Source organism: Candidatus Baltobacteraceae bacterium, assembly GCA_036489885.1.
Classification (GTDB): domain Bacteria; phylum Vulcanimicrobiota; class Vulcanimicrobiia; order Vulcanimicrobiales; family Vulcanimicrobiaceae; genus JAFAMS01.
This window is the reverse complement of the sequence record DASXEW010000001.1, coordinates 357,155-375,229: the sequence shown is the minus strand read 5'-3', so window position 1 is coordinate 375,229 and position 18,075 is coordinate 357,155. Positions and strand designations below refer to the sequence as shown.

Genomic DNA, 18,075 nt, shown 5'->3' with positions numbered 1-18,075 from the left:
GGCTAGACGGCCATTCTCGTGTGGTCATCGGCCACCGAAATTTTTCCGGTGAAGACGCTGCGCGCGTGCAAGATCAATTCTTCCTGCGAAGTCTCGGCGGGGTAGTGGCTGAGCATCAGGTGATCGACACCCGCCTTCTTCGCCATCTCCGCGGCCTCGCGCGCCGATGAATGACCGCGCATCCCATGCTCGACTTCGTTAGCCGTCAACGTCGCTTCGCAAATGAAGAGATTGCTATCGGCGGCATGCCTCGCGACGCCTTCGTCCGGCGCCGTGTCGGCAGAATACGTCACCTTCGTACCGTTGCTCTCATAACGCAGCGCAAAGGTTGGGATGTAGTGCCGCGTTGGGACGAAGCTAACTTTGGAGTCGCCGAGCTGGATCGACTTCTGCGGATCGTACGTCGCGATGTCGAAGACTTTGAGAAAATCTCCCGCGCCTTCGTCCGCAAATGAATTCGAGAGCTCGCGGAGCTGCCCCTCACCGCCGGGCGGAAGCCACAGCTGGACTTTCGTCGAGCGCTTGCGGGGCCCGTACAGAAGCGCGTACCGCAGCGGGATGACGTCGAAGAAATGATCGGCGTGCATATGACTGATTACGATGTAATCAACCAAGTCGTAATCGAGATGCTCGCGCATGTTGGCAAACGAGCCGGTGCCGAGATCGAAGACTACGCCGCTGTTTCCGTTGAAAAAGAGATAAGAACTGCACGCTCTCGATGGTCGCGGGATCGAGGAGCTTGAGCCGAGGACTGTGAGAGAGATGCCGCTCAACTTAGCGATGATAGCACCTCGGCCGCGTGCCCTTCGACGACGACCTTCGGCCAGACACGCACGATCTTGCCGTTATCGATGAGAAACGTAGAACGCTGTATCCCCATCGACTTCTTTCCGTACATATTCTTTTCGACGATGACGCCGAACGCATTGCAGATATTCGAATCCGTGTCGGCGAGCAAGTGGAACGGCAAACCGTACTTGTCTTTGAACTTCTTCTGCGAAGGAACGGCATCGCGGCTCACGCCGACGACCTCGGTCTCCTTTTTCCTGAACTTTGCGTATAAGTCGCGAAACTGCTGCGACTCGTTGGTGCATCCGGGCGTGTCGGCTTTCGGATAGAAGTACACGACGGTACGCGAATTCACAAGCGAGCCCAGCGAAATGTCTTCGCCGGCTTCGTTTTTAACGGAGACGTCGGGGACGTGATCGCCTGCGCCTAGCACGCGCATAGCCCCCGTCTAAAAAACAGGTTAAGCAAGCAGGATTTCCTTTTAACCTGTCGCCGCCGTTTCCATTTCGGCCGCTTCTTCAGGTTCAGTCTTGGGGACCGGGGGCTTGGCCTTGAACTGCGAGAGCGGCACGAGGAATAGGAGCCGGTCGAAAGGCTTCATCTGGCCGAAATCGTTGATGAGCACGAGTCCACTCTCCCTCCAGACGCAGAGCGGAATGCAATCTTGAGCCGGCGGCGGCTGGGGGATTTCGCCTTGCTGGCGTTCGCCAACGTTATACGTCTCGTCGCCGTAGGCGATCCGGCCGCGCGTTCCGGGGAAGCGGGAGAGACCCGCAAAGCCCGGCGCTGAGAGCTCTGACGTCGAGAAGCTGTGATCGAGGCTGAACTGATGCTCGACGAGCCGCGCAAAGGTTTCGTCTTGAACGCGCATGATGACCGGAAGGTCAGGATTGCGGGCGCGCGCGCCAAGCGCCACTTCGAGGTTTGCCGTCTCGTTGCCGGTCAATGCGACGACCGATTGCGCTTCCATTAGATTGCACATCAGCAAGACTTCTTCGCGCGTCGCGTCGCCGGTGAGCAGCGTGAAGTCGCGGTTGCGAACGCGATCGACGATCGTCGTGTCCGGGCTCGGATCGATGACGACGACTTTCTTGCGCAGCTCGACCAAATAATCGATGACACGCGTGCCGACCTGCCCGGTGCCCACCACGACGATGTGATCCTTGTGTTTGAGCATGCGCAAGCCTTGCGTCGCGACATACTGCGCACGGCTGAAACCCTCGGCCATGAATGCGATGAAGATACCGGTCAAGATCGTCCCGACGATCATAAGGCCGTTGGCCATGAGCATCGGGAACGGACCTTTGTCGATCGGCGTGATATCGCCGTATCCCGTCGTCGTCATGGTCGTCAGCACGAAGTAGATCGCCGTCACGGGATCCTTGTGATAGACGAAATTGAAAAACGTGCTGAATGCGACGAACAAGCCGGTTGCGATGACGGCGACCAGCTTGATGATGGGATCGAGCCTGCGGAAAAAAGTCTTTAGGAGGCCCGGCACTTCGCTCAAGACTTCGCGCCACGGCCGCCGTTCGATGACGACTTGGCGTTTTGGAACGAGTGCTTCGAGCGTCGCTACGTCACCAAACAGAACGACTTCGTCTTCGGGTCTCGGAATGATGCCCGGGACGAAAAAATCCATGCCGTTGTAGCCGACGACCCGAATCTTGTGCTGCGCTTCGAGCTCGGCGATCGTTTGAGTATTGATTTCACCGAAAACCGAAGCCGGCCGCCGCGCAAAGGCAACGAGCGGCCCATCGAGATCCGGGAACTGCACCGCGTAAAAAACCGAACGATCGACGGCACACGCAGCAAATGTTGCGGCCGCATGACCCGAGAGCGAGACGACTGAGCAGTCCGGAAGATTTTGGGCGATCTTGCGGCCGAGCTGACGATTGAACTGACGCAGCACGACGCGAATCTTCGGATTGATGTCGCGCGCTTTCAACGCGACTTGAAGATTCATGCGATCGTCGTCCGAGAGCGCCATGATCGACGCGGCGTCATCGACGCCGGCCGCGTGCAGGCTGTCGAAATCGTTTGGGGGGAAACCGAGGAACTCGGCGCCCAATTTCTCGACGTATGCAGCGATCTCGGGATCGTGATGCCACATAAGCGCAACACGATGACCAGCCGTGGCGCACAGCTCTTCGGTCACCCGCAAGGCAAGTTTATCGCCACCCACGACCAAAATCAGTGGTTGCTGAACCATGGCTGACGCCTCTTCGTCGCCCGCTACCGCGGGCACTTTCCAAAACGCGCACCCTTTGGCGCAACGCCTCTACGAGCGCATCGGCAAGGGCAGCAAGCCAATTGTCGTCGTAGGCGACGGCACAGGCCGCAATTCTCGCGCGCTTACTGAGGCGGGGCTGAGCGTCGTTGCGATACCCGATGAAGCGCCTTATACGCAGCTCGCCTACCCTGCGCGACATTTCGCCGGAGCGCTCTCCACGCACGCTTATCTCCATGGCACGACGTCAAAGATCAGGTTGGGCGTCGCCGAGCTCGCGCGGGTGTTGGAAGGCGATGCACCGGCGTTTCTGAGCTTCGGATCGATTCGGGACGTGCGCTATGGTTTCGGCGATGCGCTCGACCCGCAGACCTTCGCGCCCGGCGACGGCCCCGAACAAGGCGTCCCACACGGATATTTCGACCGAGACGGAATCCTCGAGCTGCTACGCCCGCTCGTTATTGTCTCGATGGACGAAGTGAATGTCGACACGATCGTCGGCAAATGGGCTCATCTCGAGGACGAACCTCCCGGCAAGGTTCATTGGTTCGTGGAAGCGCGAAAGGCCTGATTTAGCGCTGTCCCTCGACTACGGCGCTTCGCGCCTACGCTCGGGATGACAACGATATAAGGTCGCTCATCGGGCTCGACGCATTCGCGTAAAGCCGCTTCTCCATCCGTCCCGCCAGAAACGCGGCGCGTCCGGCTTCGACGGCCAAGCGCATCGCGTGCGCCATACGCACCGGCTGTTTCGCGGCCGCGATACCCGTGTTCATAAGCACGGCGTCGGCGCCGAGCTCCATCACGATTGCGGCATCGCTCGCCGTCCCGACGCCGGCGTCGACGATGACCGGCACCTTTGCGCGTTCCTTGATGATCCGAATCGAATACGGATTGCAAACGCCGAGGCCGCTGCCGATCGGCGCCGCCAGCGGCATCACGGCCGCGCAGCCGGCTGCTTCGAGACGCTGGCACGCGATCGGATCGTCGACCACATACGGCAGCACCGTAAAGCCGTCGCGAATCAGCGCTTCGGCGGCAGCGATCGTTTCGCGCGTATCGGGATAAAGCGTCTGCGCATCGCCGATCACTTCGAGCTTGATCAAATCGGTCCCGAGCGCTTCACGCGCCAGGTGCGCGGTGAGGATCGCTTCCTTGGCGTTGTAACACCCCGCGGTATTCGGAAGAATCTTGTACCGGTCGCGATCCAAATAGTCGAGCAGCGTCTTCCCGCTAGGATCGTCGAGATGAATCCGGCGTATCGCAACGGTGACGAGCTCGGCGCCGCTGGCTGCATGGGCTTCCTGCATCACGTCGAGCGTCGGATACTTTCCGGTACCGACGATCAGTCGCGAAGAAAACTCGTACTTTCCGATTCTTAAAACGTCGTCTTGCATGCTTCTATCCACCGGCCACTGCGTTGATGATTTCGATTGCATCGCCGTCTGCGGGACGATATTCCTGCAGCCGTCCGCGCGACACAACCGTGTCGTTTACCGCGACCGCGATGCCGTAACTCGGGCTCAGTCCGAATTCGTCCAAGATCTGCGCGAGCGTCAGGCCCTCGCCTACGTTGCGCTCGTCGCCGTTGACGATCAGCTTCATTTGATGATTTGCCCGATCACTAGAGCCCCGTGTAGACCGGTCCCTCGCCGCCTTGCGGCGGCACCCAAGTGATGATCTGGTACGGATCCATGATGTCGCAGGTCTTGCAGTGGACGCAATTCGAGAAGTTGATCTGCAGCCGGCCTTCGACGTTTCCATCTGCCGAAGCGGTGAATTGGGGCTCGTAGACCGCGGCTGGACAAAAATACTGACACGGGTTGCCGTATTCGTGCGTGCACTTCTGCGCGCAGATATTCGTATCGGCGACGTGCAAATGGACGGGCTGATCTTCGTCGTGCATCGTGCCGGAGTTGAAGACATCGGTCACCTTGTCGAACGTGAGCACGTTGTCGGGGACGACGCGAGGCCGAACGGGACGCGGATGTTCGGTTATTTTCTGCATGCGTGAATATCCGGGCTCGCCTGCGAGCCGGTCGCGCAGTGCAAAGCCTTTGCCGCCGAAGAGCGTTCCGAGTCCGGCGTTCAGCATCCCGAGGAACAGACCACCCTCAAAGCCTTGATGAAAGTTGCGCGCCGCGTGCAGCTCCGTGTACGCCCACGAGGCCTCGAAGGCGCTTTGATAGGCCGAGAGCGCGCCCGAGTCGCTCTTGTCTTGTGTGAGCGCGGCGAACGCAGCATCGGCGGCCAGCATTCCGGACTTGACGGCGAGATGAATGCCTTTAAGCCGCATGCCGTTCAGAAAACCGCCCGTGTCGCCGATCAACATCAATCCGTCGGCGTAGAGACGGGGCATCGCGTATAGCCCACCCTCGGGAATCGCCTTCGCGCCGTAACGTAAGAGCTTCGCGCCCTCGAGCATGCGCTTGATCGCGGGATGCGTTTTGAAGCGTTGGAAGTTGTTGTGCGGATCGGTTTGCGGATCACGATAGTCGAGTCCGGTCACGAACCCGACGTCGAGAACGTCGTCTTTCATCCCGTAGACAAAACCGCCGCCGAACTCATCGCTTGTAAGCGGAAAGCCCATGGTGTGAATCACCATGCCCGCAGGTACGCTGCCCGGTTTGCACTGCCAAATTTCTTTTACGCCCGTCGCGTAAACTTCGGGTTCGCGGCCGGAATCGAGCCCGAGTTTCGGAATCGCCTGCTTTGCAAGCGTCCCACGTGGGCCTTCGCCGAGGATCGTGATCTTCGCAAAAAGATCGGGACCCGGTTCGTAGTTTGATTTCGGCTGACCGTTCTTGTCGACGCCCTTGTCGCCGACTCGCACGCCGATGACACGCGAACCATCCCACAACAACTCTTGACCCGGAAACGACGGAAACACGTCGGCACCCGCGGCTTCGGCTTGCTCACCCATCCACTTGGTCAGCTTTTGCAGCGACGCGACGTATTTGCCGCGGTTATTGAGCATCGGCGGTACGACCGGCGCCTTGATCTTGCCTGACAGCGTGAGAAACCACAGCTCGTCGGTCGAAACCGCGGCTTCAACCGGTGCCTGCGTCCGCCAATCCTCGAAAAGCTCATCGAACGAGCGCGGATCGAGGACGGCGCCCGATATCCCGTGATTGCCGATCTCGCCGCCCTTCTCGATCACCATCACCGAGATCTCACGGCCTTGCTCCGCGGCTAGGCGCCGCAGGCGGATCGCACCCCCCAAACTGGCCGGGCCTCCTCCGACGAAGAGCACATCGACTTCAAGGCTATCGCGCTCAGGCATGCGGCCGCGCTTTCGCGGGCAGTGATTTAGCCCCCGCCAGGGCCGTGGTTACAACGAGACGATGCATTGCAATACGATCTTCCCAAGAACGCCGCCGTGGCGTCTCCGCGGTTATATAGCGACCTGTCGCCGAACGAAGCAAGTAGAGCGACAGCGGCAGACCGGGGAAAAATCGCGTCTCGGCACCGGCATTCACCAATACCCGGCCGCGTTCGAGCGTTCGCAGCTGATCCGCCTTGCGCGGATCGCGCGGATATCCGAGGTCGAAGAGATGGTCGAGAGATTGTAAAGGAAAGCCGGCAAGCTCGATCGCTTCCAAGATCCCCTCGCTGAGCGGCGCGCGCCCATCGACGACCGGCTCATAGCAATAAAAGCCGTCGGCTTCAAAATCTTCGTGAAGGTCCATTGCCAGTGCGAAACGGCAATCGCGATTCTCGGCCATCATCGCGCGAGACTCCGGCGTCGATCGTTCGTAGCTGAAGCTGCGATTGACGTCGTTTCCGTCAGCGTTTACGCGCGTTCCGGCGCGATAGCCCGTGGGATTCGTGCAGGGCCACAATCGATAAGAGAACGTTGAGTCCAGCAAACCGCCTTCCACGCTGGAAAGCAGCGCCCATGGCCCCGCAGGTTCGTCGCCGTGCACGCCGGACGTGATGTGGACCACAGCGTCCGTAGGGGCACCGAACTCGACCAGCATCAGGGCACGGTCGCCGGTGTCGCAGGAGACCTCCCGGAAGCGAAAACCCCGGCGGATACAGGCCTTTTGCCAGGCCTCCAGCAGGGCCTCATAACAGGTGACGTTCCTCACGTTACCGGTTCCAATGAACGATTGACCTCACAGGTTTCCTTCGTTACGCAGGGGACGGTCGTCAGCCGCACAACCAATCAATGTTGCAACCGGCGGTTTTTGTCAGGGAGGTAGGGATGTTTCAGGGCCGGGGTCACCGCGTAATCGGACGCTTACTTTCGGTAGCGTTAGCCGCGGCTTTTGTGTTGATGCAAGCCCCTCATGTCAGCCGTGCCGTCACAGAAAAGACGGTCGTCCGGGTTTCGGGCGATGTTGGCTATCAAACGGGCGCAAACACACCCTTCATTCCAATTACGGGACAACAAGCTGTCCCGGACAACGCGTATGTTGTCACGCGAGCGAGCGGCGTCGCCGACTTGGTGATGCCCGACTCGTCGGTCATTCGTATTGCACAAGCTGCGTCGATTCAAGTCGGCGCGTTCCACGATCCGGGTACCGGTGAAAATACGATCACGATTTACAACGGATCGTTCCGCTTCAAAGTTCAGCATCCGGCGGGCGGTGTCTCGAACTACAAGTTCGTAACACCGACCTCTCAGATTGCTGTACGCGGTACGGAAGGCCTCGGCACCGTCAAGACGGACGTGACGCAAGTTTCGACGACAGTGTCGAATCAGCCGAACGACGTTCAAGTCGCGCCCGCGAAGATGCAGACGTCCTATTTCCCGACGACCGGGAACGCAAAGGATCTGCGACTCTTCCTGCGGGCGGATCCGACTGATGAAATGCAGCTTGCAAACATGGCGCCCGAACCGCGTCTCGTCGCACAAGTGCAAGTCGTCTTCACCGCATTGGCGCAAGGCTTCACAGCAACCGTTACCGTGAACGGCGTTGTGGTCGGTCAGTTCGTCCTCTCGAGCGCCGCACTCGGCGTCGGTGGTACGCTCTCGTCTACCGCAAGCGCAGCCGCAGGTGCGGGTTCGAGCGCGGTCTCAGCCGGTACGTCGGCGGCAGCAAGCTCTGCAGCCGGAACCGCGGTCGTTACAGGCGCAGCCGCTGCAGCAGCAGCGGGTGGTCTTGCGGCAGCAGCAGCATCCGCGAACTCCGGTGTAACGGCGTCGACGCCGCAGGCGACTGCAAGCCCGACACCATCACCGACCGCGAGTGTCGTCATCTCAGTCGGCAGTCATGCGAGGAAAGGACCGGAGACCGCACCAAGCGCGGCACCGACTCCACCTCCGCTGCCGGTACCGATGCCGCCGCAACGGAAATAAACCAAGCGAAGCCCCTGAGCAATCAGGGGCTTCTTCTTGTCAACATTCCCGGAGGGGGCCCTTACGCTACATTACCCTTTTGAATTGAGAGATCTAATAGTTCGATAGGGTGCATCGATTCGATTGATTCGCCGCGGGCGCGAAGACGCGACTGAATCTGCAGCGTGCATCCGGGATTCGCGCTCGCGATCAAACGCGTGCCGGTCTTGAGAACGTTGTCGGCTTTGCGATCGCCGATCTCACGCGCGCTTTCCGGCTCGAATAAGTTGTAGGTACCGGCGCTTCCGCAGCACTGATCGCCGTCCGGGATCTCGCACAACTCGAGGCCGGGGATTTGTTGCAGCAGACGGCGCGGCTCGGTACGGATCCGCTGCGCGTGCGCGAGATGGCATGCGTCGTGATAGGCGACGCGGGCCTCGATTCGTCCGCGCGGCGCTTGCGGTTCGAGTCCGGCAAGCAGCTCGTTGACGTCGCGCACGCGCGACGCGAATCTGGCCGCCTTCTCGCGATACGCGAGATCGTTTGCAAATAGCTCGCCGTAGCCTTTCATCGCAGAACCGCAGCCCGCCGCGTTGATCACGATCGCGTCGTAAGGTTTCTCATCGAACCGGTCGATGAGCGCGCGCGCAAAGCCCTTGGCTTCTTCTTCGCGGCCGGAGTGCAGCGAGAGTGCGCCGCAGCAACCCTGGCCCTCCGGAACGTCGACCTCGCAACCCTCGGCGGAAAGGACGCGCAAGGTCGCCGCGTTCACGTTCGGAAAAAAGACACGCTGCACGCAACCCGCGACGAGTCCGACGTGCGTGCGTTTGGCTCCGTGCGCATCGACATGCGTAGGCAAATCTTCATTTGCGGCTGCCGGCGGGGCAAGATCCGCAAGCTGCTGCAAGCGCGCCGGCAAGAGACTCAGTAGCCCCGAACGGCGGATCAGCGTTTGCAAGCCGCTGCGGACGTAGAGTTGCAACGGCGCTCGAAGAATCTCGAGCCTCTCGGGATACGGGAAGATCGAGAACACAAAGTCGCGGAAGAGCCGATCGAAGAACGAGCGCTTCGTTTGATCTTCGACTTTCGCGCGCGTCGACTCAATCAAGAGGTCGTAGCGCACGCCCGATGGACAAGCGGTAACGCACGCCATGCACCCGAGACAACGGTCGAAGTGCGTGCGCACGGTCTCGGAGAGCGGGATGGCGTTTTCCTCGACGCCTTTCATCAAGTCGATGCGCCCGCGCGGCGAATCCATCTCGACGCCCCACGAGCGATACGTCGGACAGGCCGGCAAGCAGAAACCGCAATGCACGCAGTCGGAGATCAAGTCCGCATAGGTTCGCGTGCTCATAGGCCTCCCACGAACCGGCCCGGATTCAAACGATTGTGTGGATCGAAGCGCTCTTTGAGCGCGCGCATCAATTTGAAGGCCGGCGGCGGCGTGCCCCACGCGTCGATTTCGCCGCGCCACTCATCCGGCATATCTTGCACGACGAGCGTCCCGCCCAAAGATTCGAAGATGGCACGAAGCTCTTGTGCGCGCTCGAGAGATTGGTGGCTTGTGTCATCCCGAGCGTAGGGCGCACCTTGTGCGCCCGTAGTCGAGGGACCACCGAAATAAATGGCACCGAGACTCGGGAACGTGAGCGCTTCACCCTCGATCTCGCGCGCGACGCGAGCGAATTCCGCCGGCGGAAATGTTGCCTTGAAGCGATACTTCCTTTGCCCTTCGACTTCGCTCGCTGCGCTCGCTATGCTCAGGGTGACACGGGAGGCAGCATCTTCGCAGGCTACGCTTTGCGCGTCGACTCCGGGGCCGAAACCTTCAAAGACGACCTCAATCGTCGCTTCGGCGCCGCCGGCGTTCGTCGCCCGATTCAGATGCACCGCGATAGCAGCGGGTTCAAGCTGCGATTCGCGTAGCGCGAGCACGAACGGAAACACGTGCTCGAGCTTCGTGTTGAAGGCAAGACGCGTCGTTTTCTCCGGAAGCGGATGGACGCGGAACGTCGCCTTTGTGATGATCGCCAGGGTGCCGAGCGAACCGACGATTAGCTTCGAGACGTCGAACCCTGCGACGTTCTTGACGACCTTGCCGCCGGCGTGCGCGACGACGCCGTCGGCACGGACGAGCTCTACGCCGACGATCAAATCTTTGAGCGTTCCGTAACGCAGCGCGCGGGGTCCATACGCATTCGTCGCGAGCATCCCACCGATTGTTGCGCCGTCGCCGCCGACCGGGTCGAGCGCCAACCGTTGTCCGCGCTTGCCAAGCTCGTTTTGCAGCTCGCTTAGCGTAACGCCCGCCTCGACGACCACAACCTGATCTTCAGGCACATAATCGACGATTCGATCGAGTCCGCGCATCTGCAACGCGATATCTTCACGAGAAGCGGGATTACCAAGGCCAAGCGCCGTTCCGGAACCGACGGTCGCAATCGCTCGGCTTCCAGTCGAGCGTACGGATTCCGCGACTTCCTCGACGGTCTTTGGTTCGAGAGTTTGCGTCATCCCCGGCCGGCCAGATCTTCTTTTTCCGTCTGGTGGGCGACGTACGGTCCGGGTCGATCGCCGCACAAGCGCGGCGTCGGGAAAACCTTGGTGGGATTGAAGATGCGCTGTGGATCGAACGCACAGCGCACGCGATTCATCGTTTCCAAGTCGTCGTCGCTGAACAGCTCGCCCATATAAAATTGCTTGTCGTGCCCGACGCCGTGTTCGCCGGTGATCGAGCCGCCGTAGCGGATGCAGATGCGCAAGATCTCGCCGGAGACCTGTTCCGCACGCTCGCTTTCGCCCGGTTTGCGCGCATCGTATAAAACGAGCGGGTGCAAATTTCCGTCGCCGGCATGAAAGACGTTCGCCACACGCACGCCTTCCCGCGCCGCGAGCTCCGCGATCTCGCGCAAGACCGGCCCGATCGAGCGCCGCGGTACGACGCCATCGCCGACGTAGTAGTCGGGACTGATTCGCCCAACCGCCGCGAAGGCGCTCTTGCGGCCCTTCCACATCAAGTCGCGCTCGAATGCGTCGCGTGGCGTCCGAATCTCGATTGCCCCGGATGCCTTTGCGATACGCTCCGCTTCTGAGGCCGTGTGCCCAGCTTCCGCTTCAACGCCGTCGACGTCCATCAACAAAACCGCGCCGACGTCAAGCGGCCAATCGACGCCGGTCGCGGCGACGATCGCTTCGATCGCGAGCGTATCGCACATCTCGATCGCAGCCGGCACGATTCCCGCAGCGATGATTTTCGAAACAGCTTCTCCGGCTTCGTCAGTCGTCGGGAACGTTGCAAACAACGTGCGCGTCGACTGCGGTTTGCGCAGAATTCGGACCACGGCCTCGGTTACGATTCCGAGCATTCCTTCACTCCCGACGATGGCTTTCGTGAGATCGTAGCCGAGCGGATCGCCGTGTTCTGCGCCCACATCGATGATGCTCCCGTCTTCGAGGACCATCTTTACCGCAACGACGTGATTGGTCGTAAAGCCGTACTTGAGGCAATGCGCTCCGCCGGAATTTTCGGCGATGTTTCCGCCGATCGAACAGACGCTTTGCGAGCTGGGATCGGGCGCGTAATAGTAGCCGAGCGGGGCAAGATACGCGCTCATGGAGAGATTGATGACGCCCGGTTGGACGCGCATCCGCAGATTCGGCAAGTCCACATCGAGAATCGCGTTCATGCGCGAGAGCCCGACGACGAGACAGCCTTCGGTCGGCAGCGCGCCGCCGGAAAGACCCGTACCCGAACCTCGCGGCACGACCGGCATGTTGGCATCGCGCGCAATCTGCACGCAATCCGCAACCTGTTCGGTCGTGCTTGGCAGAACGACGATCCGCGGACGAACACGATAACCGGTCAACCCGTCGGATTCGTACGTCCGCAATTCGGTCGGATCGGTAATGCACTGCGACGCGCCGACGGCAAGCCGCAAACGGTCGACGACATCTCGCGACGGCAAAGCGATCATCTCAACGCCCTTCGACGCTGAGGTGAAATTCCTAAGGGGACGCTAGTACGCTGTGAACGGGCTGACGATCGTCGCGCGCACGCCGCTCATCGAGCCAGCCACGGTTCCGCCCAGATCGTAGAAGAATTGTACGAGGCCGCCGGTGCTGGCGCCGTTCCACGCTCCGTCGTACGAGGCAATGATCTGCGTGACCGGATTGCTGAAGGACGGCAAGGGCGCACTTGTTGGCTGCGCGGGCACGTTAGCGATGAACGGTTGGACAGCGTTGCTGTTAGCAGCCAAAAGGTATAGCGAGCCGCCGGGATATGCGAACGAAGCTTGCCCCGGAGCGAGATTAGCGCTGTAGCTGAAGACGGTATTCCCCATCTCAACGCCACAGAAAAGATAGAGACAGGTGAGAATGTTTTGCGAGTTGCCGTTCCCAGCATCGAACGCTAGGAACGACACGTACTGCTCGCCGGAAATGTTCTCGGCCGAAGCGGCGTACGTGACCGGCGTGAAGAGCGATTGCCCACTAATCGACGGACCATCCTCGAGGTCGATCGTCGTGAAACTCGGATCGCTGTTCGCATCGCTGATTTCGAAAATGTTCTGCGAATTGTTACTGGTCGCGAACACATAGTCGCCACCGCCGCCCGTGTTCCAGGAGACGACGAGATCGGAGGGCCCCGTGATCGTCCCCGCGGATTCAAGTTGCGCGGTCGTGATGGACGAGAAAGTGTTGTCGTTGACCGTTTGAATCGAGCCATCGGCGTTCAAGATGTAAATCATCCCCGAGCCAACGCCTTCACTCGGCGAAACGGCGAGCGTCAGTGGATTGTGCCCGCCAACCTGTATGGGAAGAACCGGCACCGCGTTCACTATTCCACCGGTCGACAGGAAATCACCGAAATCGAACCGGTTGAGATCAATTACGGTGAGATAGGGCGTGCCAGAAACGCTATCGAGAACGGCCGCGCCGGGAGCGTAATCATCCTCGCCGATTGCAACAGGATTCGAAAACGAAGTGACCGGGGACCCGGTGGCGTAATTTCCCATCGGCAGCGTGCCGCAGGCGTACGTGGCCGGCCCCGAATCGACAAGTCCGGTAACGCTAATCCCGCTCGTTGACGGAGAAAGCGCAAGCCGGTCTACCGCATAGAGATTCCTGGACGTGCTCGGAGTCAAATTGATACCCACGGAACCAGCGGTAGAGCTGACGCTGACAACGCCGGCGCTGCCGCTTGCCGAAGCGACGAATTCGAACCCATTGAAGAACCCGGCGGCATAGCCGGCCGTGTACGGTGTCGCGAGCGGCTGCGCGTAAAGGTTGTAAAGCGCGAAGTTTCCGGTCATGTTGATGGTCACAGGATTGGCAAGATAACCGGCGACGGGATAACCCGAGGCGTCCGCCAGGAAGGCCTCAGCGACGAGAGGCGTGCTGCTCGGATCGATGCACGACGTGGGCGCATCGATGCCAAGATATGATGCCACCGCATACGTCTGAATCGAGATCGGAGTCGGATATCCCGACGACGTAATCGTGTACGAAGGCTGCGTTGCCGCAACATAGTTCGTTCCCGGCCAACCGGGCGTAACCGAAAGCGGCTGCCCTGCCGAATTTGACGTGACGACGTAAAACGTATCGTTGCCCAGCGGTGCGAAAACATTGGAATAGTTCGCGCACTGGTACGTACCAGCCGCCGGGACGTACGCGCAGTAAAAATCGTAGGCGCCGTAGGTCGTTCCGGCGGTGAACGGTCCCTGGGTGAGAGCGAGCTGCGCCGTTCCATTTTGCGTCTGGTAGACGGCGATCGTAATCGAACCGCCGATGAGACCGTAGTTGATGTACTGAGGCTTGCGCCGCAACGACGTAGAGTTTCTCTTCGGTGTGAACGCTTTCGAACGTCGCTGCTTGTATGCCGGTTGATAAGCAGGCGTCGTCCAGACGTTCGCGTTGCGCGGAGGCAGCGTGAATTTCAGCCCGATCTTCGACGAATTCGCCGGTGCCGTCGTGTTATGAAGGCCGTTCCCGGTGCTCGGAAGCGAGCCGCCGCCCATCTTGCCGCCACCACCACAGCCCGCGATAAGAATCATTCCCGCGGCCGAGACGGCCGCAGTGGCCTTTCGTGCATCCATTAGTTAGCCGAGTTTCGCGTCTTGGGGGGCTCGCCCTCGTGGACGGCTGTGCCTGCGCTCACTTACCTATCGGGCCTTCTTCCTTGAGTCGCGCGGGCTTGCTTAACCGCGCACTCGTGACGTTGAGAACGATTCCGCCTTTGGCGCGAATGTTCTGAACGAAATCGCGCCGCCGGATCGCAAGAAGCGGCCGGTCCGGGAAAGGGTGACGCTTGTACGCCTCCTCATAGAGACCGGCGTACGAGGCACCGGTACGCTGCAGCCAGTGAGTGTACTCGCCGCCGAAAGACCACAGCGACGTGACCCGGTCGACATGTAGCCAGTCGTAGCGAAGCGCGATGCGCAAGATCATCTCGTAGTCGTCGTTGGGGGAAAGCGCCGTATCGAACAAGCCGACTTCGCGGAAAACGTCGCGGCGAATCACGGCGGAGATCATTCCGAGGAACGGACACACGACGAGCGCCTCTTCGATATCGACGCCGGTAACGGCGCCCGGCGAAAAACCGACCAGCTCATCGGGGGCGCCGCGGATTCCCATAAGTGCATCCGCGTGCGCGACCTCGGCGCGTGCCCCCTCAAGGGCATCGACGAGCGAGGAAAGATGATCGGGGAAAAAGATGTCGTCGTCGTCCAGGAACGCGATGTATTTGCCGGCCGCGCGCTCGATGCCCGAGTTGAGCGCGGCTCCGTGCCCGCCATTCGCGTCACGTCTGACGAGCGTCGCGCCGAAACGCTCTGCAATGTCCGAGATATCCTCGCCTGCATCGTTGACGACGACGATCTCGACCGCGGGATAATCTTGGCGTTTGATGCTCTCGAGTGCGCGTGGCAGGAGCGTTCGCCGATTGTAGGTCGGTGCGATCACGCTCACGAGCGGAGCGCGCTCCCGAACGGCGGCCCGACTTCTGCTCCCCTTCGACTTCGCCTGACCTGAGCGTAGCGTAAGCGGAGTCGAAGGGCTCAGGGTAACAGGATGTGGCGAACCGCCGGCGAGTGCGCGGAGCGTTGCAGCGAGAATTGAATCCCGGTTCCAACCGTCATAGGGCGCGACGTTGGCGACGAACTCGTGCGCACCCGATGTCCGCGCGACCGCCAGCGGAACGCCAAAGCGTGCCAGTGCAATTGCAGTCCCGGGTTGATCGTCGCTCGTATCAACGATCGCTGCGGCCGAACGAAGCAGTGGTTCTGCTTGTTCAACCGTCACGCGATGGATCGTATCCGGAATCTTTCCGCCCTTGCAGACGACGTAAACCGGAAGATGCAGCTCTTCGAGCGCGCACAACGTGATCGCGATCTCGTCCGCGCTCCGATTGCCCGCCCAAATGACGACGTGATCGGCATCTTGCGCGGGTGCCGCAGGTTCAGGGATCGTTATATCACCTTGCACGACTTCCGTGCGCGACAGGTGCCAACGTCCGAACACGAACGCGAGACGGGTGTAGGCAGCTTCCGAAATGATGACCGCGCTATCGGCCAAACACCAGAGCGCGCGCGCGTGCGCGAAAGCGTCGCCATCGATACCGCTCAGCTCGGGTTGACGCTTTCCATCGACGACGACCGCGCCCATTGCGATTGCGCCGCAGAGACCCCGGCGATCGTCGAACGTTTTCGCAGATGACAAGAGCTTTGCAGCCCAACTGCGCACGAAACGGTTCGGATCTTCGTCGAGAAACATCGCGACGCCAAAGCTCTCTCCGCGCGCACGCCGGCGCACACCCTCGAGAACCGCTTCGAGAAACGCTGACTCGTCGGCGGCAATGATGTTCCCGCTCGCCTGCGCGCTCTTCGCCCAGCGCTTGGCGCGCTCTCCGAATGCTTTGATCACGGCAGCGGACGCGGCGGCTCGAAACGAATCGCGGGCGTTCCCCAGCGCGGCGTCATGTCCACACCGCGGTGCTGATCGATCATCTGCTGCCGCATCGTATCGATCTGCGGACGATCGACGAGCGGATGCAGCTCGACGATCCGCGCGTACGCACTTCCAAAGCGTGCTGCGAGCGTGACGACCGTGTTCGTCGCATCGGTGCGCACCGAATAGATTCCGGTTACGTACGGGACGTATTGCACGTCGTAGTGTTCCGCAATGCGGATCCACAACTCCCAATCCTCGGCAAAATCCACGGACTCTTCGAATCCGCCTAAATCCTCGAGAACGGAACGACGCATGAGCATCGACATCGGGGCAATCGGATCGCGCACATAGATATCCGAACGATCGATATGACGCGCCAGCGCGACGCGATAGCCGTAAACGGCGTAGTCCGAAAAGGGCGTCAGCTCGAGATAGCAGGTAATGGCGTGCGAATTTGCGGCCGCCCCTCCGATCCGCTCCATTGCATCGACCAAACGCGAGACGTGATCGGGAAAGATCATGTCATCGTCATCCAACAAGCCGACGTAGGTTCCACGCGCGGCGCGAAGGCCGACGTTCGCCGACGGAGTCGTACCAAGATTTTTCTCGTTGACGACCAGGCGGGCGAATGGAAACCGCGCCACGACGTCGTCGACCGCCTCGCCCGCATCGTTCACGACGACGGCCTCGATGTCGCGATAGGTTTGTGATGCGATGCTCTCGAGCGCCCGTTCGAGAAAGCGCGGACGATTATACGTGCGGACGATGAGCGACGTCAGCGGGCCGTTCGTGCGAAGTTCCGGCGCACGCAGCAGAGCCGGCGGCGATTGCACGGCCACCGTCGTAGGCGAGCGCCCGAGCGCGACCTGCACGCTTTCACGAATGCTGCGGCGCATCCACGGCACGTATCCACTTACGCCCGGGACGTATTCGTGCGCGCCGTTGGGCATAGGCGTCGCGACACGATGTCCGAGGCGCGTCAACTCGATGGCGTCGTGCGGATCGGAGAGCGACGCATCGATGACAACGGCTGCATCCGCAAGAACCTCGCCGGCGGCCTGCGGCCGGCGAACATCGAGTTCCGGATCGCGAAACGTTCCGCTCTTGCAAATCACGACGAGCGGCCGATGGAAGTCCAGAAGCCCGTAGACGAGCAAGCCGAGGTGCGAGGTTTGCAGCTCCGGCGCCCACAGAACGATTTTCTCGGCATCGCTCTTCGGACCGGGCAAGGTCAAGGGTTTGCGCGATACGACTCTTCGTACTTCCGCCGGCTCGATTCCCAGCGTGCGCGTTATGCGCGTCGCTTCGGACCAGCTTCGCACGACGAGCACGTCGGCCATGCGCGCAAAATCGCGCAAGGTATCAAAAGCGCGCGGATCGACCGTCGTCATCTGCGCCATCGGTTTCCCGTCGAAGACGGCACGATGATTCGCGATCTCTTCGAACATCTGCATCCGGTCATCACGGTACTTGTGTTTGTTGAGCACTGTTGCCGAAAGTGCCCAGGCGAGCGAAGAGCGCGATTCGTCGAGCGCGATCGCGGCCAATACGGGTTCGCCGCGCTTTTTCGTTTCGATTGCGGTTAAAAATGCAGAAGACGCGCCGCTGGGATCGACGATGATGAGTTGATCGTCCATCTCGTCGAAACGGCGCGCCCAAGCTCGTGCTTCATCGCCGAAGGCTAGGATCGCCACGCGCGACCCTTTCGCTCTGCCGTTAGGCGCGCGCCTCTACGGACGTGGATCGTGCTGAGGCTAGCGGGATTCGTGTCGTGCTGCTCGTGCTGTGACACGTTCCGCTACCGGTAAATGCCGATGAGCTGAACGCG

15 protein-coding genes are annotated in these 18,075 nt (G+C 60.7%); 2 read left to right on the top strand and 13 right to left on the bottom strand.

Translation table 11 applies throughout. The features are described 5' to 3' along the window. Positions 1-2: 2 nt before the first annotated feature. The 3 genes from VGG22_01785 to VGG22_01775 are packed head-to-tail and all read right to left on the bottom strand — an operon-like array spanning position 3 to position 3,001. Complete coding sequence (locus tag VGG22_01785) at positions 3-773, bottom strand: MBL fold metallo-hydrolase (GenBank protein HEY1727093.1); 771 nt, start codon at positions 771-773, stop codon at positions 3-5. Further along, positions 770-1,222: a peroxiredoxin gene (locus tag VGG22_01780; GenBank protein ID HEY1727092.1), complete on the bottom strand. Its 453-nt coding sequence runs from the start codon at positions 1,220-1,222 to the stop codon at positions 770-772. The genes VGG22_01785 and VGG22_01780 overlap by 4 nt, the downstream gene beginning before the upstream one ends. A gap of 48 nt (positions 1,223-1,270) precedes the next feature. Further along, on the bottom strand, positions 1,271-3,001 hold the full coding sequence (locus VGG22_01775; GenBank protein ID HEY1727091.1) for an NAD-binding protein: 1,731 nt from the start codon (positions 2,999-3,001) through the stop codon (positions 1,271-1,273). A 55-nt stretch (positions 3,002-3,056) separates the two neighbouring features. Here VGG22_01775 and VGG22_01770 point away from each other — a divergent pair, with 55 nt between their 5' ends. Beyond that, positions 3,057-3,590 carry a hypothetical protein gene (locus VGG22_01770; protein ID HEY1727090.1) on the top strand — a complete coding sequence of 178 codons (534 nt, stop codon included), beginning with the start codon at positions 3,057-3,059 and terminating at the stop codon, positions 3,588-3,590. A 34-nt stretch (positions 3,591-3,624) separates the two neighbouring features. Here VGG22_01770 and VGG22_01765 read toward each other — a convergent pair whose 3' ends face one another. The 4 genes from VGG22_01765 to VGG22_01750 are packed head-to-tail and all read right to left on the bottom strand — an operon-like array spanning position 3,625 to position 6,999. Further along, positions 3,625-4,416, bottom strand: a complete 792-nt coding sequence (locus VGG22_01765; protein HEY1727089.1) for a thiazole synthase — start codon at positions 4,414-4,416, stop codon at positions 3,625-3,627. 4 nt (positions 4,417-4,420) lie between these two features. Then, positions 4,421-4,624: a sulfur carrier protein ThiS gene (thiS, locus tag VGG22_01760; GenBank protein ID HEY1727088.1), complete on the bottom strand. Its 204-nt coding sequence runs from the start codon at positions 4,622-4,624 to the stop codon at positions 4,421-4,423. 19 nt (positions 4,625-4,643) lie between these two features. After that, complete coding sequence (locus VGG22_01755) at positions 4,644-6,302, bottom strand: electron transfer flavoprotein-ubiquinone oxidoreductase (protein HEY1727087.1); 1,659 nt, start codon at positions 6,300-6,302, stop codon at positions 4,644-4,646. Then, positions 6,295-6,999, bottom strand: a complete 705-nt coding sequence (locus VGG22_01750) for a succinylglutamate desuccinylase/aspartoacylase family protein (protein HEY1727086.1) — start codon at positions 6,997-6,999, stop codon at positions 6,295-6,297. Before VGG22_01750 ends, VGG22_01755 begins: the two co-directional genes overlap by 8 nt. Positions 7,000-7,298: 299 nt before the next feature. On the opposite strand from VGG22_01750, the gene VGG22_01745 reads away from it, so the two are divergent. Continuing rightward, positions 7,299-8,324, top strand: coding sequence for a FecR domain-containing protein (locus tag VGG22_01745; protein HEY1727085.1), 1,026 nt, complete (start codon positions 7,299-7,301; stop codon positions 8,322-8,324). 61 nt (positions 8,325-8,385) lie between these two features. Here the strand turns inward: VGG22_01745 and VGG22_01740 are convergent, their stop codons facing one another. Genes VGG22_01740 through VGG22_01715 form a run of 6 tightly spaced genes read right to left on the bottom strand, consistent with a single transcriptional unit; the run spans position 8,386 to position 17,941 of the window. Beyond that, a complete protein-coding gene (locus VGG22_01740; GenBank protein ID HEY1727084.1) occupies positions 8,386-9,633 on the bottom strand; it encodes a heterodisulfide reductase-related iron-sulfur binding cluster in 1,248 nt (415 codons plus the stop codon). A 20-nt stretch (positions 9,634-9,653) separates the two neighbouring features. Next, positions 9,654-10,817: an FAD-binding oxidoreductase gene (locus VGG22_01735; GenBank protein HEY1727083.1), complete on the bottom strand. Its 1,164-nt coding sequence runs from the start codon at positions 10,815-10,817 to the stop codon at positions 9,654-9,656. Then, positions 10,814-12,277 (bottom strand): FAD-linked oxidase C-terminal domain-containing protein, encoded by a 1,464-nt coding sequence (locus VGG22_01730; GenBank protein ID HEY1727082.1) that lies wholly within the window; start codon positions 12,275-12,277, stop codon positions 10,814-10,816. Before VGG22_01730 ends, VGG22_01735 begins: the two co-directional genes overlap by 4 nt. Positions 12,278-12,319: 42 nt before the next feature. Further along, entirely contained in the window at positions 12,320-14,395 is a 2,076-nt protein-coding gene (locus tag VGG22_01725) for a hypothetical protein (GenBank protein ID HEY1727081.1), read from the bottom strand. Between the two features lie 58 nt (positions 14,396-14,453). Next, positions 14,454-16,220, bottom strand: a complete 1,767-nt coding sequence (locus VGG22_01720; protein HEY1727080.1) for a glycosyltransferase family A protein — start codon at positions 16,218-16,220, stop codon at positions 14,454-14,456. After that, positions 16,217-17,941, bottom strand: a complete 1,725-nt coding sequence (locus VGG22_01715) for a glycosyltransferase (protein ID HEY1727079.1) — start codon at positions 17,939-17,941, stop codon at positions 16,217-16,219. Before VGG22_01715 ends, VGG22_01720 begins: the two co-directional genes overlap by 4 nt. Between the last annotated feature and the right edge of the window lie 134 nt (positions 17,942-18,075).

What these genes read in the sequence shown, in the direction of transcription:
- VGG22_01750 (HEY1727086.1), bottom strand. Translation starts at nt 6,999, where the DNA reads ATGCTGGTCGAGTTCGGTGCCCCTACGGACGCTGTGGTCCACATCACG.
- VGG22_01735 (HEY1727083.1), bottom strand. Translation starts at nt 10,817, where the DNA reads ATGACGCAAACTCTCGAACCAAAGACCGTCGAGGAAGTCGCGGAATCC.
- VGG22_01730 (HEY1727082.1), bottom strand. Translation starts at nt 12,277, where the DNA reads ATGATCGCTTTGCCGTCGCGAGATGTCGTCGACCGTTTGCGGCTTGCC.
- VGG22_01755 (HEY1727087.1), bottom strand. Translation starts at nt 6,302, where the DNA reads ATGCCTGAGCGCGATAGCCTTGAAGTCGATGTGCTCTTCGTCGGAGGA.
- VGG22_01745 (HEY1727085.1), top strand. Translation starts at nt 7,299, where the DNA reads ATGCAAGCCCCTCATGTCAGCCGTGCCGTCACAGAAAAGACGGTCGTC.
- VGG22_01775 (HEY1727091.1), bottom strand. Translation starts at nt 3,001, where the DNA reads ATGGTTCAGCAACCACTGATTTTGGTCGTGGGTGGCGATAAACTTGCC.
- thiS (HEY1727088.1), bottom strand. Translation starts at nt 4,624, where the DNA reads ATGAAGCTGATCGTCAACGGCGACGAGCGCAACGTAGGCGAGGGCCTG.
- VGG22_01765 (HEY1727089.1), bottom strand. Translation starts at nt 4,416, where the DNA reads ATGCAAGACGACGTTTTAAGAATCGGAAAGTACGAGTTTTCTTCGCGA.
- VGG22_01725 (HEY1727081.1), bottom strand. Translation starts at nt 14,395, where the DNA reads ATGGATGCACGAAAGGCCACTGCGGCCGTCTCGGCCGCGGGAATGATT.